Annotated in this window: 13 protein-coding genes and 9 tRNA genes; 8 read left to right on the top strand and 14 right to left on the bottom strand. The window is 49.9% G+C overall.

The genetic code is table 11. The annotated features are described in order from the left end of the window. Position 1: 1 nt before the first annotated feature. Positions 2-967 (bottom strand): calcium/sodium antiporter, encoded by a 966-nt coding sequence (locus AC6R10_RS11735; RefSeq protein WP_500672316.1) that lies wholly within the window; start codon positions 965-967, stop codon positions 2-4. 241 nt (positions 968-1,208) lie between these two features. Between AC6R10_RS11735 and mlaF the strand changes: the two genes are divergently transcribed. From mlaF to AC6R10_RS11695, 8 genes are all read left to right on the top strand, one after another. Continuing rightward, entirely contained in the window at positions 1,209-2,006 is a 798-nt protein-coding gene (mlaF, locus tag AC6R10_RS11730; protein ID WP_334553473.1) for a phospholipid ABC transporter ATP-binding protein MlaF, read from the top strand. After that, on the top strand, positions 2,006-2,794 hold the full coding sequence (gene mlaE, locus AC6R10_RS11725; protein ID WP_334553475.1) for a lipid asymmetry maintenance ABC transporter permease subunit MlaE: 789 nt from the start codon (positions 2,006-2,008) through the stop codon (positions 2,792-2,794). Before mlaF ends, mlaE begins: the two co-directional genes overlap by 1 nt. 2 nt (positions 2,795-2,796) lie before the next feature. After that, a complete protein-coding gene (gene mlaD, locus AC6R10_RS11720) occupies positions 2,797-3,285 on the top strand; it encodes an outer membrane lipid asymmetry maintenance protein MlaD (RefSeq protein WP_334553477.1) in 489 nt (162 codons plus the stop codon). A gap of 10 nt (positions 3,286-3,295) precedes the next feature. Then, a complete protein-coding gene (locus tag AC6R10_RS11715; RefSeq protein ID WP_500672315.1) occupies positions 3,296-3,934 on the top strand; it encodes an ABC transporter substrate-binding protein in 639 nt (212 codons plus the stop codon). Next, on the top strand, positions 3,934-4,242 hold the full coding sequence (locus AC6R10_RS11710) for an STAS domain-containing protein (RefSeq protein ID WP_500629344.1): 309 nt from the start codon (positions 3,934-3,936) through the stop codon (positions 4,240-4,242). The genes AC6R10_RS11715 and AC6R10_RS11710 overlap by 1 nt, the downstream gene beginning before the upstream one ends. Before the next feature lie 14 nt (positions 4,243-4,256). Then, positions 4,257-4,511 carry a BolA family iron metabolism protein IbaG gene (ibaG, locus tag AC6R10_RS11705; RefSeq protein WP_487903523.1) on the top strand — a complete coding sequence of 85 codons (255 nt, stop codon included), beginning with the start codon at positions 4,257-4,259 and terminating at the stop codon, positions 4,509-4,511. Positions 4,512-4,520: 9 nt separating this feature from the next. Continuing rightward, positions 4,521-5,780, top strand: a complete 1,260-nt coding sequence (gene murA / locus AC6R10_RS11700) for a UDP-N-acetylglucosamine 1-carboxyvinyltransferase (protein WP_500672314.1) — start codon at positions 4,521-4,523, stop codon at positions 5,778-5,780. Positions 5,781-5,899: 119 nt separating this feature from the next. Beyond that, complete coding sequence (locus tag AC6R10_RS11695) at positions 5,900-6,640, top strand: 1-acylglycerol-3-phosphate O-acyltransferase (RefSeq protein ID WP_487903521.1); 741 nt, start codon at positions 5,900-5,902, stop codon at positions 6,638-6,640. 110 nt (positions 6,641-6,750) lie between these two features. Here AC6R10_RS11695 and AC6R10_RS11690 read toward each other — a convergent pair. From AC6R10_RS11690 to mutY, 13 genes are all read right to left on the bottom strand, one after another. After that, a tRNA-Asn gene (locus tag AC6R10_RS11690) sits at positions 6,751-6,826 on the bottom strand. A gap of 45 nt (positions 6,827-6,871) precedes the next feature. After that, a tRNA-Thr gene (locus AC6R10_RS11685) sits at positions 6,872-6,947 on the bottom strand. Positions 6,948-6,980: 33 nt separating this feature from the next. Next, positions 6,981-7,056: transfer RNA gene (locus tag AC6R10_RS11680), tRNA-Asn, on the bottom strand. Positions 7,057-7,083: 27 nt separating this feature from the next. Next, positions 7,084-7,159: transfer RNA gene (locus AC6R10_RS11675), tRNA-Thr, on the bottom strand. Between the two features lie 60 nt (positions 7,160-7,219). Continuing rightward, positions 7,220-7,295, bottom strand: a tRNA-Phe gene (locus AC6R10_RS11670). 220 nt (positions 7,296-7,515) lie between these two features. Next, positions 7,516-9,141 carry a methyl-accepting chemotaxis protein gene (locus tag AC6R10_RS11665; RefSeq protein ID WP_500672313.1) on the bottom strand — a complete coding sequence of 542 codons (1,626 nt, stop codon included), beginning with the start codon at positions 9,139-9,141 and terminating at the stop codon, positions 7,516-7,518. A gap of 197 nt (positions 9,142-9,338) precedes the next feature. Further along, positions 9,339-9,414 (bottom strand) — tRNA-Asn (locus tag AC6R10_RS11660). 38 nt (positions 9,415-9,452) lie between these two features. Beyond that, positions 9,453-9,528 (bottom strand) — tRNA-Phe (locus AC6R10_RS11655). 7 nt (positions 9,529-9,535) lie between these two features. Then, positions 9,536-9,611: transfer RNA gene (locus tag AC6R10_RS11650), tRNA-Thr, on the bottom strand. A gap of 164 nt (positions 9,612-9,775) precedes the next feature. Next, positions 9,776-9,851, bottom strand: a tRNA-Phe gene (locus AC6R10_RS11645). A 103-nt stretch (positions 9,852-9,954) separates the two neighbouring features. Beyond that, positions 9,955-11,109 (bottom strand): membrane-bound lytic murein transglycosylase MltC, encoded by a 1,155-nt coding sequence (gene mltC, locus AC6R10_RS11640; RefSeq protein WP_334553489.1) that lies wholly within the window; start codon positions 11,107-11,109, stop codon positions 9,955-9,957. Between the two features lie 55 nt (positions 11,110-11,164). After that, positions 11,165-11,437, bottom strand: a complete 273-nt coding sequence (locus AC6R10_RS11635; RefSeq protein WP_138971437.1) for an oxidative damage protection protein — start codon at positions 11,435-11,437, stop codon at positions 11,165-11,167. Further along, complete coding sequence (mutY, locus tag AC6R10_RS11630; protein ID WP_500672312.1) at positions 11,434-12,510, bottom strand: A/G-specific adenine glycosylase; 1,077 nt, start codon at positions 12,508-12,510, stop codon at positions 11,434-11,436. The genes AC6R10_RS11635 and mutY overlap by 4 nt, the downstream gene beginning before the upstream one ends. Positions 12,511-12,532 lie beyond the last annotated feature (22 nt).

Raw genomic sequence — 12,532 nt, 5'->3', positions numbered from 1 at the left:
GTTAAGCGGCCATGTTCATCACGAGATAGGTTTGGTAGGCGATAAAGCAGAAAAACAGCACGCCACCTTCCAATCGATTGATGCTGCGTGATTTACCCAGCGCCATCGCGACCAATAAGAGTGATACGCCGAGCATGACCCAAAAATCACGTCCCATCGCATACTCGCTGAGCATGGATGGGTTAAGAATGCCAGGGATGCCCATGACAGCAAGAATATTGAATACGTTTGAGCCGATGATGTTACCGACCGCCATGTCATCTTCCCCTTTCATGACGCCAGCCAGTGAGGCGGCGAGCTCAGGAAGACTGGTGCCGACAGCAATGATGGTCAGGCCGATGACCAGATCGCTCATGCCAAAGTATTGGGCGATGACCACCGCGTTATCGACCAAAGTGTCGGCCGCGATAGGCAGCAAAATTAAACCGACCACGACCCAAATGCCTGCTTTGAGGTTATTCACCCCTTCAGGCACTTCAGACTCTTGTTCTTCTAGTAGTGCGTCGCCTTTTTGCTTTTCGCTGCGGCTTATTTGCAACATCGCCACAATAAAGGCAGCAAACAGCACAAACAGTAGCGCGCCTTCATAAAAGCCTAAGTGGTTATCCCAGAGTAGGACACCCGCTAGGACGGTAACGCCCACCATCAGTGGTAACTCACGTCGAATGACGGCTGAGCTGATGGAGAGAGGTTTAATGAGCGCTGTGATGCCGAGAATCAGTGCGATGTTGGCGATATTCGAGCCTAGTACGTTGCCCACCGCGGTATCGGTTTTACCTTCAAGGGCGGCGGTTGCCGAGACCATCATTTCCGGTGCTGAGGAGCCCATCGCCAAGATTGTCATACCGATAACCAACGGAGAAATACCGAAGTTTCGAGCCAGCGCGGCGGAGCCAAACACCAGTTTGTCCGCACTCCAAACAAGCAACACTAACCCGACGATGAGAAACGCAATCGCTTCAAGCATGATAATCCCTAAACAGTAGACAACGTGAGAATTTAACCGTCAATTTTGACGCTTTGCCGTTTAAAAGGGAAGCGGTAAAAGGAGAATTTTCATGTTCATTTTGTTGTGAAATTCGTAATTTAATTATTTTTGTCGTTAAATTAATAAAGAAAGAGTCACTCACAATTCACGCTGTGTGGCTTTAAATTCGTCATTAATCTGCTTATGATTGCGCATCAATAGGGATATCAACGGGTTCGTTATGCCAGAAGAAGATTTGGTTACTATCCAGAAGCTTACCTTCTCTCGAGGGACGCGCAAGATCTTCGACAATGTCGATCTCAGCGTGCCGAAAGGCAAGGTCACAGCCATTATGGGCCCATCAGGGATTGGTAAAACGACCTTACTCAGGTTGATCGGCGGTCAACTCTACCCAGACAGCGGTGAGGTCTGGTTTGACGGTCACAATATTCCTACCCTCAGTCGCAACAAGCTCTATCGAGAGCGTAAAAAAATGAGCATGCTGTTTCAATCGGGCGCACTGTTCACCGACTTAACCGTGTTTGACAACGTGGCATTTCCGCTGCGTGAACATACCGAACTCGACGAAGCCATGATTCGCACTTTGGTGCTGCTTAAGCTAGAGGCCGTTGGTCTGCGCGGGGCCGCCGAGTTAATGCCAAGCGAGCTCTCCGGTGGGATGGCACGCCGCGCTGCGTTGGCTCGCGCTATTGCGCTAGACCCAGAGCTCATCATGTTCGATGAGCCTTTCGTTGGCCAAGATCCGATCACCATGGGCGTGCTGGTGGAGCTGATTCGCAGTCTTAACCACGCACTTGGGATCACCGCTATTGTGGTCTCACACGATGTCCCTGAGGTGATGAGCATTGCTGATAAGGTGTACTTAATGGCCAATGGGCAAGTGATTGCGTCAGGCTCGCCGCAGCAACTGCGTGATAATCCGGATCCACAAGTGCAGCAGTTTCTGCTTGGTCAGGCCGATGGCCCTGTGCCGTTTCGTTATCCCTCTCAACCCATCGCAAAGGAGCTCTTCTCCTAATGTCGGATTTGGTCAATGTCATCGCTCATATCGGGCAACGCAGCTTAGCTATCGCGAGTGCCTTTGGTCGCTCGAGTTTGATGTTGGCGGGCGCGATCATCGCTCGCCCTCAGCCCGTCAAACACTTGCCGTTATTGGTTAAGCAGCTTTATAGCGTCGGTGTGCAATCGCTGATCATTATTGTCTTGTCGGGGCTATTTATCGGTATGGTACTGAGTTTGCAAGGCTACGTTATCTTGGTGGATTTTGGCGCGGAGGGCGCACTCGGCCAGATGGTGGCGTTGTCGCTACTGCGAGAGCTTGGCCCCGTGGTGACGGCGCTGCTGTTTGCTGGGCGAGCAGGCTCAGCATTGACCGCAGAGATTGGTTTGATGAAAGCCACCGAGCAATTATCGAGCATGGAAATGATGGCGGTCGATCCGCTGAAACGAGTGATTGCGCCACGCTTTTGGGCTGGGGTGATCTCTATGCCGCTGCTGACGATGATATTTATGGCGGTCGGCATCTGGGGCGGGCAACTGGTCGGCGTTGATTGGAAAGGAATTGATCACGGCAGCTTTTGGTCAGCGATGCAGGCGTCGGTTGAGTTAGGTCAAGACATAGGTAACAGCTTCATTAAAAGTTTTGTATTCGCTATCACAGTGACCTGGATAGCGCTGTTTAATGGCTATGATGCCGTGCCGACTTCGGCCGGGATCAGCCAGGCGACGACACGCACCGTCGTGCACTCTTCACTCGCGGTACTGGGGCTAGACTTCGTACTCACCGCCTTGATGTTTGGGAATTAATCATGCAACAAACACGAAAGACAGAATTATGGGTCGGCAGCTTTGTCCTTGCCGGAATTTGCGCAATCTTAGTGATGATTTTTCAAGTCGCTGACGTTAAAGGACTCGGTTCTGGTGACACTTACACGCTCAAAGCCGAGTTTGACAACATCGGCAGCTTGAAGGTGCGTTCGCCGGTGAAAGTGGGCGGGGTAGTGATTGGACGCGTGGCGAAAATTGAGCTTAACCCTGAGTCACTGCTGCCGGTGGTCACCTTGTCGATTAGCCGCCAATTCGACCAGTTTCCGGAGACATCGAGCCTTAAAATTCTCACCTCAGGTTTGATTGGCGAACAGTATATTGGTTTGACGCCTGGATTTGTCTTTGATGATGAGCAGATGCTGGTGGACGGCGACTATATTGAAGACACCAAGTCAGCCTTGGTATTGGAAGATTTGATTGGCCAAGTGCTATATAGCTTTGGCAGTGACTCTGACAAACAGGCAGAGTAAGGAGAAAAGGATGTTTAGAAAGTTAGTGCTTACTCTCGCATTGGTTATTTCCAGTGTTTCGGTTGGAGCAAAAGAGGTCAACAGGCAAGACCCGTATCAAATGATGGTTCAGGTGTCGGATCAAACCTTTGCGCGTCTCAAAGCGGAGCAGGCGCAAATTCAGCAAGAGCCAGAAAGATTGAAGCTCATCGTCGAACAAGAGTTGATGCCGTATGTGGATGAAAAATACGCGGCGCTCAAGCTACTCGGGCCAAATTTAAAAGGGGCGAAGCGTGAGGACGTGTTGGTGTTTATCGACGCTTTTCGCGCTTATATTGTCGCCTCTTACGCGCAAGTGCTGACCCAATACACCGACCAGACGATTGAATTTGAACCTGAAGGTCGTGTGGATGACAACCGCACCATTACTGGCGTGAAGCTCGACATCATTGATTCGCCAAGACCGAACATCAAGCTTGAGTTCAAATTGCGTAAAGACAAATCGAGTGGCGAGTGGAGTGCCTTTGACATGATTGCAGAAGGCATCAGCATGCTGTCGAGCAAGCAATCGGAGTGGAGTGGCAAGCTGCGCCAAGAAGGGATTCTTGCGGTCGCACAGGAGCTGCAAACACTGGCGAAAACGCCGATTCGCTACGAGAACAAGTCGTAATGAGCGGGGCGACATGGCAGTCGTTGTCCGCCGAATGCTGTGAACTGTCTGGCCATTTGGATAGAGACAGCGTACCTGCACTTTGGCGCACATTGCAGCAGTGGCAACCTCAAGCGCAGAACGTAGAATGGTCATTAAAAGCGGTTAATCGTATCGATTCTGCCGGAATGGTGATGTTAATTCACCTAATTGAGCATGCAAAAAAACAAAACTGTCATATAATGCTCAGCTTCGTACCAGTGGAACTCAATACCCTTTTTCAATTGAGTAATATCCGCAAGGAGCTGGCTGGACACATTAAAAATTAATACCGGGGTGGATCGTGGATAGCGCACAAGTACAACAGATTTTAAATAACGCACTAAACCTGGAAGAAATACACGTCAAAGGAGAGGGCAGTCACTATGAAGTGGTGGCCGTTGATGCGTGTTTTGATGGCATGAGCCGCGTTAAAAAACAGCAGCTAATTTATGCTCCTCTCATGGAATACATCCAAAGAAATGACATTCACGCTGTTTCTATCAAAGCCTTTACGCCGCAAGAGTGGGCTCGTGATAAGAAGTTGATGTCACTATAAGGTTTAGTCATGGAAAAGTTTCGAGTAACGGGGTCTAAGCAACCTCTCGTTGGTGAAGTCACCATTTCAGGCGCCAAAAACGCGGCTTTGCCGATTTTGTTTGCCTCTATTTTGGCCGAGGAGCCTGTTGAAGTATCGAATGTTCCCAAGTTACGTGACATCGATACTACTATGGAGCTGCTTAAGCGCCTTGGCGCTAAGGTTGAGCGCAATGGCAGTGTCCATGTCGACCCAAGCTGCATCACAGAGTACTGCGCGCCGTATGACTTGGTGAAAACCATGCGCGCATCGATTTGGGCGCTTGGCCCGCTGGTGGCACGTTTTGGTCAAGGCCAAGTTTCGCTGCCTGGTGGCTGTGCAATTGGTGCTCGTCCTGTGGATTTGCATATCCACGGTTTAGAACAACTAGGCGCAACGATCACTCTAGAAGACGGTTACGTGAAAGCGCACGTCGATGGTCGCCTTAAAGGCGCGCATATCGTGATGGATAAAGTGAGCGTAGGCGCAACCATCACCATCATGTGTGCTGCGACCTTGGCGGATGGCAAAACCGTATTGGATAATGCCGCGCGTGAACCAGAGATTGTTGATACGGCTGAGTTTTTGAATAAGCTGGGCGCAAAAATTTCTGGTGCAGGTACGGACACCATTACGATTGAAGGGGTTGAGCGCTTAGGTGGCGGTCAACACTCTGTGGTGGCCGATCGCATTGAAACGGGGACCTTCCTTGTGGCTGCCGCCGTATCGGGCGGTAAAGTGGTGTGTCGCAACACCAATGCGCACCTGCTTGAAGCGGTACTGGCGAAACTGGAAGAGGCAGGGGCTTTGGTTGAAACGGGAGACGATTGGATTTCCGTGGATATGACTGGGCGCGAGCTTAAAGCCGTGTCGATTCGCACTGCACCACATCCAGGATTCCCAACCGACATGCAGGCGCAGTTCACTTTGCTGAACATGATGGCGAAGGGTGGTGGTGTGATCACGGAAACCATCTTTGAAAATCGCTTTATGCATGTGCCTGAATTGATGCGTATGGGCGCGAAAGCCGAAATCGAAGGCAATACCGTTATTTGCGGTGATGTGACCTCGCTGAGCGGCGCTCAAGTGATGGCGACGGATCTGCGTGCTTCTGCCAGTCTGGTGATCGCCGGCTGCATTGCCCAAGGCGAAACCATCGTTGACCGTATTTACCACATCGATCGTGGTTACGACAAAATCGAAGACAAGTTGACAGAGCTAGGCGCCAAGATTGAGCGCTTTCGCGATTAACGTCTTGTCATAGTCTCTTGCCGACAATAAGCCGAAACGGGAGTTTCGGCTTTTTTATAAGGGTGAGATCAGTTAGAGTCGAGCTAGTTTTTAGTTCATAGTGTTCTTGGAGAACCACAATGATTGCACTACTTCGTGTATTGGCTGTTGCGCTTTTTGCAATTGTTATGTTTATTTTTGGTTGCGGCTATTGCTTGTTAAGCCCTCGCAACCCTAAACATGTTTTCACCTTCGGTCGCCTGTTTGGCAAAATGTCGAGTGTGTTTGGTATCAAGCTAGAACTGCGCATTCCAGACGATGCCTACCAACGCGGTCAACATATCTACATTGCCAACCACCAGAACAACTGGGATTTGTTCACTGTCTCTTCGGCGGTGACACCAAAAGTGGTCACTGTGGGTAAGAAGAGCCTCGCGTGGATGCCACTGTTTGGTCAGCTGTACTGGTTGACCGGTAATATCCTGATTGACCGTGCGAACCGCTCGAAAGCGAAAGGTACCATTGATCAAGTGGTCGATAGCATGAACAGCAGCGATGTCTCTGTATGGATGTTCCCTGAAGGAACGCGCTCACGTGGCCGTGGCTTACTGCCATTTAAAACTGGTGCCTTTCACGCCGCTGTGGGAGCGAAATTACCGATCATTCCTATTGTGTGCAGCTCAACCAGTGGCTTGAAGCTCAATCGTTGGAACAACGGTCATGTCATTGTAGAAATGCTGCCACCGGTGTCTACCGAAGGGTATGGCAAAGAGAATGTGCGTGAATTGGCAACGCTATGCCGCGAGCAGATGGCGAAAAAGCTAGAAGAGCTCGATAATGAAGTGGCGATGCTGAATCAGCAAGAGGGCGTGAAAGCCTAATTCAACCCACGACCGCGAAATCGAATATGAGCAGTGACCTAGAGTCGCTGCTTTTTTGTCAATTGATAGAGACACAAAAAAAGCCAAGTCTTTCGACTTGGCTTTAAAAGTGGCTCCTCCTGCTGGGCTCGAACCAGCGACCTGCGGATTAACAGTCCGTCGCTCTACCAACTGAGCTAAGGAGGAATTATCTTTTTACGTTTCTTTATGAACAGAGCTCTAATAAAGAAATGGTGCCGACTACCGGAATCGAACTGGTGACCTACTGATTACAAGTCAGTTGCTCTACCTACTGAGCTAAGTCGGCGCCGGATTAACAAGCTGCGCTCGTTAATGATATTGGCTCCTCCTGCTGGGCTCGAACCAGCGACCTGCGGATTAACAGTCCGTCGCTCTACCAACTGAGCTAAGGAGGAATTATCTCGTTTGCAATAAAGAATAAATGGTGCCGACTACCGGAATCGAACTGGTGACCTACTGATTACAAGTCAGTTGCTCTACCTACTGAGCTAAGTCGGCACACTGTATTCTTTGCGCTTTGCTGATGTTTAATTGTCTTAGACACCAACAATCAAATTGTGGTGCCCGGAGGCGGAATCGAACCACCGACACGAGGATTTTCAATCCTCTGCTCTACCGACTGAGCTATCCGGGCGACGGGGTGTATTAAAAGACTTTTCGTGTTTGAGGTCAACATCAAATTGCAAAAAAAATATCGTTTGTTGCTTTTCTATACTTAGTGGGCTGTTTTTGCCCATTTTGCTGATTTGAACCATAACGCTTGGCGTATAAAGCCAGGTGGAAAAGAACAAAGAGTGATAACAGAGAGGAAAAAGCACGCGTTAAAGCGTGCTTTTTGTTACTTATCGTATGGATTAGTGTTTAACGTTAAACTTGCTTACCCAAGTTTCAAGCTCATTGGCCAGTTTACTTAGGCTTTGCGTACTGTTGTGGCTTTGTGTGACGACATCCGCCAATTGGTTGCCGCTGTGTTCGATCATATTAATGCGCTTGGAAATATCGTCGCTGACTTGAGTTTGCTCCGCCGCCGCTGTCGCGATTTGGTGGCTCATCTGAGTAATCGACTCCAACGCCACAACAATTTGCTCGAGCGCCTGAGAGGCATTTTGCGACTCAACCACCGTACTTTCACTCGTCGCGGCGCAGACATCCATAGTTTGAATCGCGTTGCGTGACCCTTGCTGCAAGTTGCTGATCATGTGTTGAATTTCTTTGGTGCTCGCTTGCGTGCGTCCGGCAAGGTTGCGTACTTCATCCGCAACGACCGCAAATCCACGGCCCTGTTCGCCCGCTCGTGCCGCTTCAATCGCGGCATTGAGCGCCAGTAAGTTAGTCTGCTCGGCGATATCACCAATCACATCCAACACTTTTACGATGTTGTTGACATCATTATCCAGATCGGCGACCGCTTGGCTGGCAGTGGCAAGTTGATTGGCCAGTCCTTGGATGTTATCCACGGTATTGTGAATGAGCTGCTGGGTGTGCTGGCTTTGCTGATCCGCTTGATGGGTGTTTTCTGCGGTGTCACTGGCGGAATCGGCCACATTGTTCGCGGAGGAGGCCATTTCGGTCATTGCGGTCGCGATCATTGCGGTGGATTGCTGCTGCGTATCGGTCAATTGAGCGATGCTGGCTGAGCGCTCTTCGACTTGCGCCAGTTCACCACGGAGCGCTAGCATGGACTGCTCCATATTGGCGACCATCTTCGCTAACGACAAGCTCATATGTTGTACTGCGTGGTAGATGCTGCCTTGTGGCGCTGGATTGGCAAATGAGGTTTGAATCTCGCCATTGGCGACCGCTTGTACCGCTCGTTTCACTTCTTGCGGCTCACCACCGAGCAGCGACAGCATAGCGCGAATTGCCCAGAGTAAAGTCGCTGCAATCAGCGCTGCGATGATAAGACAGAGCGCCAGTTGCCATTGAGCGGTTGACCAAAAACGGTCGTTCACTTCATCAAAGCCGATCCCGGTACCAACAACCCAACCCCAACGCGGCGTTTTTTGCGCGATGGAGAGTTTATTTTCGATGGTGCCATCTACTGAGGTTCCACTCCATTCGTACTCGGCGATACCACGAGGATTTTGCGCGATCGCTCGAAGTAAGATATCGCCAACACTCTTGCCGTGACCATCTTTAAAGTCATGGAAACTGGTGCCGTGCAGTTGAGGATCGAGCGGTGTCGCGACAAACATCATCTTCTCGTCTGCCACATAGACATACTCATTGTCTTTGTAGATGTTATTGCGCAGTAGCCGAGTGGCGAGGGCTTTGGCTTGCTCTTCTTCAAGCGTGCCGTCGGCCGCCATCTTTTCCACTTGGGTTAATATGCTGTAGGCACTGCGAAACAGTTCGGTGACTCGAGCTTTATTGTCGAGATTGCTGGCGACTCTTAGTGTCCAAAGTCCGGTGGCACTTAGCGCCAGTAGGGCAATGAGGATAATTCCCGATAATAAATAAGCTTGTGTTTTTAATTTCATAGAAGGGTGTTCTCAACAGTGTTGCGCTGGATTGTCGTCAGTCGACGGCTGGGGTTGTCACATTAGTGTCATATTAATCGAGGGTAAAGAGACAAGATATTGTCGGATTTTCAAACTGAGAGGAGGATTAAATTTTCGATTAAAAATAAGTGGGCGGGTAACAAAAAAGCCCCAGTCTTTCGACTGAGGCTCTGATGTGGCTCCTCCTGCTGGGCTCGAACCAGCGACCTGCGGATTAACAGTCCGTCGCTCTACCAACTGAGCTAAGGAGGAATTATTCGTGTATCGCGTATAAACATGACACCAAATAATGGTGCCTCGAGGCGGAATCGAACCACCGACACGAGGATTTTCAATCCTCTGCTCTACCGACTGAGCTATCGAGGCAAAAGAATGGTGCCGACTACCGGAATCGAACTGGTGACCTACTGATTACAAGTCAGTTGCTCTACCTACTGAGCTAAGTCGGCACACTGTATTCTTTGTGCTTTGCTTGTGTATTAATATTTTATTAAGACACCAACAATCAAATTGTGGTGCCCGGAGATGGAATCGAACGCGGACGGCTAGTTCACCGACACATAATTGCAGAGCAATTATCTTTGCATTCGTCTTACTTCAAACACCTTAAATATGGTGCCCGGAGGCGGAATCGAACCACCGACACGAGGATTTTCAATCCTCTGCTCTACCGACTGAGCTATCCGGGCGACGGAGCGCTATTAAACGGATTTTCCGTCTTCGCGTCAACTTGTTTTTGGAAAAAAAAACAAAAAAGTGGTTAAGTGCCGACAATTTAGCCGTTTTGGCACATTAGGTTCTCCCCGAGTTAAAGGCTTTTTTGAAATTTGTTACTTTCTCTAGGTAACGACGCGCTTCTGCGTTGGGATGCTTTTTCGTCAGCGCCCAGTAGACTTGATTTGGCTGTAGGGCATTGAGGTCACGCATCGCCCGTTTCCTGTCGTTGCGATCAAAAGTGTTGAGTACGCCCCCGGTGCCACCGTTGTAGGCAGAAATCATGCTGTATTCGAGCGATGTCGGATGGCGAACGTCTTTCAAGTAGCGATTTTTGAGAATGTAGAAGTAGGCGGTACCCGTATCTATGTTGTTCTCAGGATTAAACAGATACTCCGGCGTCGGTTGGCCGGATTTCTTTTTCACCAGTTGAAACACATCGCGCCCTGCAGTTTTCGGCACGACCTGCATCAGGCCATACGCGTTGGCCCAACTCACCGCATAAGGATTAAAGCTACTTTCGGTTTTAATGATGGCGTAGATAAGATCTTCTGGAATGTCATATTTTTTCGATGCGCGTCGGACAATATCGGCGTACTGATAGCTGCGGATCTCGATTTGCTCTTCCACCATTGGAATTTCAACGTAGTAAGCTTTTTTGAAGTCGACATCTTTCACTTTTAGGTGATTGGCAATGAGGTAATCGGCGAAGCGATTCGCGCGCCATGACCACTGAATAGCTTTGTTGTCTTGGTCGACCACTTGGCGATATAGAAACGGCTGACCTTCGAGTTTGATCCCTTTAGAGGAGAAGAGATCGACGTTCGCGGGGTCATCGGGCGTGAGCAGTGTGGTGACGATGGCGTTTTTTAAGTGTCCTTTAGGATCGGTTGGAGAGACGGTTTCAACCGTGATCAGTCCTTTATCGAAGTTCACTTCTGAACGACTTAGATAGTTGTCGATGTATTTGACGTAGTTACTTTTACCGGCGAATTTGACTTCCGCGCGGCCCCAGCGTTTTTCGATGTTGCCAGAGAAACTGGATATGAGCGACTCCAGTGCGGCGGTGTCTTTCTCAAATTGACCAGGCAACTCAGCCAGATTTTTGGCGAAACGGTTGGTGGGCTCGTAGTTGACGTCATAAAGGCTTTCAACAAATTCGCGGCTACAACCCGTTAAGATTACGGCTAGGCTCAAGGATATAACTGGGCCAAAGTAAGCTAACTTCTTCATATCTCTCTCAAAAAAAAGACACCCGCTCTTAATGGGGTGTCTTTAAAGGCTGCGGTTATTCGCTCGGTGGCGTGTATCCCTCGATATGGACCTCTTTGCCTTCAAACAGGAAGTTGACCATCTCGGTTTCGATCAATTTACGGTGCTCAGGATCCATCATGTTGAGCTTCTTTTCATTGATCAGCATGGTTTGTTTGTGTTGCCACTGCGCCCATGCCTCTTTTGAGATGTTGTCAAAAATACGTTTACCTAGTTCGCCTGGGTAGAGCTGGAAATCCAGTCCATCGGCTTCTTTTTGTAGTCGAGCACAAAATACCGTGCGGCTCATAACGACTCCTTTGATCGAATGCTGCGTAGTTCTGACGGTAAGCTCTCCAGCAATTGCTTCACGGGAGCAGCCAAACCGACTTCTACAGGTTGGGATAAGTTATACCAAAGACCTTTGTTGCCTTCCATTATCCTATCGGGTTGCTTTGATACGTCTACCAAAATTGGCGTGATATCGAGGTGATAGTGACTGAAGGTGTGGCGAAACGCGATCAGTGGTTGTTGGTCGACAATGCTGCTTGGCAGCACGCCTCGGGTGTCGAGTGATGGTTCGATAGCAGCGTTGTGGTGTTCAGGAAAACAGTACAAACCGCCCCAAATGCCCGACTGTGGGCGCTGCTCGAGCCACACCTGTTGGTTGTGATGCAAGATCACAAACCAGGTCTCTTTGACCGGTTTCTCTTTCTTCGGCTTTTTGCCCGGGTAATCCAGCGGATTGCCCTGTTTGTAGGCCGCGCAGAAGGTGGAGACAGGGCAGAGTGAACATTTTGGCTTGCTGCGCGTGCAGACCATCGCGCCCATGTCCATCATGGCTTGGTTGTACTTGTCGACGTCGCGGCTTGGTGTGTGTTCACAGGCAAAGGACCAGAGCTGATTTTCGACCCGTTTTTGTCCCGGCCAACCTTCTACGGCAAAACAGCGTGCGAGGGTGCGTTTGACGTTGCCATCTAAGATCGCATGTGGCTGTTTGTACACAGAGGACAAAATCGCCGCCGCAGTGGAGCGGCCAATGCCGGGTAGGGCGTTGAGTTGTTCAATCTGTTGTGGAAACTCGCCTTGGTACTGGTCACGAACGATTTGAGCGGCTTTGTGCAAATTGCGCGCTCTGGCGTAATAGCCGAGCCCGGTCCATAGATGCAGTACTTCGTCTTGCGGCGCATCAGCAAGCGCGGTCACCGTCGGAAAGCGAGCTAAAAAACGCTGGTAATAAGGGATAACCGTAGCGACTTGGGTCTGCTGGAGCATGATCTCCGACAGCCAAACACTGTAGGCGGTTTTATTCTGTTGCCATGGAAGGTTTTTGCGACCATAGGCGTCATACCACTCTAAGATGGCGGTTGCATAAGGCGTCACGACTTGCTCTGTGTTCTATGAT

It is taken from the genome of Vibrio sp. R12-SG2-ISO1, from assembly GCF_059834045.1.
Note: the sequence above shows the minus strand (reverse complement) of the source record. Positions and strands in the feature narration are given on the sequence as shown.

What these genes read in the sequence shown, in the direction of transcription:
- AC6R10_RS11735 (WP_500672316.1), bottom strand. Translation starts at nt 967, where the DNA reads ATGCTTGAAGCGATTGCGTTTCTCATCGTCGGGTTAGTGTTGCTTGTT.
- mlaF (WP_334553473.1), top strand. Translation starts at nt 1,209, where the DNA reads ATGCCAGAAGAAGATTTGGTTACTATCCAGAAGCTTACCTTCTCTCGA.
- mlaE (WP_334553475.1), top strand. Translation starts at nt 2,006, where the DNA reads ATGTCGGATTTGGTCAATGTCATCGCTCATATCGGGCAACGCAGCTTA.
- mlaD (WP_334553477.1), top strand. Translation starts at nt 2,797, where the DNA reads ATGCAACAAACACGAAAGACAGAATTATGGGTCGGCAGCTTTGTCCTT.
- AC6R10_RS11715 (WP_500672315.1), top strand. Translation starts at nt 3,296, where the DNA reads ATGTTTAGAAAGTTAGTGCTTACTCTCGCATTGGTTATTTCCAGTGTT.
- AC6R10_RS11710 (WP_500629344.1), top strand. Translation starts at nt 3,934, where the DNA reads ATGAGCGGGGCGACATGGCAGTCGTTGTCCGCCGAATGCTGTGAACTG.
- murA (WP_500672314.1), top strand. Translation starts at nt 4,521, where the DNA reads ATGGAAAAGTTTCGAGTAACGGGGTCTAAGCAACCTCTCGTTGGTGAA.
- AC6R10_RS11695 (WP_487903521.1), top strand. Translation starts at nt 5,900, where the DNA reads ATGATTGCACTACTTCGTGTATTGGCTGTTGCGCTTTTTGCAATTGTT.
- AC6R10_RS11665 (WP_500672313.1), bottom strand. Translation starts at nt 9,141, where the DNA reads ATGAAATTAAAAACACAAGCTTATTTATTATCGGGAATTATCCTCATT.
- mltC (WP_334553489.1), bottom strand. Translation starts at nt 11,109, where the DNA reads ATGAAGAAGTTAGCTTACTTTGGCCCAGTTATATCCTTGAGCCTAGCC.
- AC6R10_RS11635 (WP_138971437.1), bottom strand. Translation starts at nt 11,437, where the DNA reads ATGAGCCGCACGGTATTTTGTGCTCGACTACAAAAAGAAGCCGATGGA.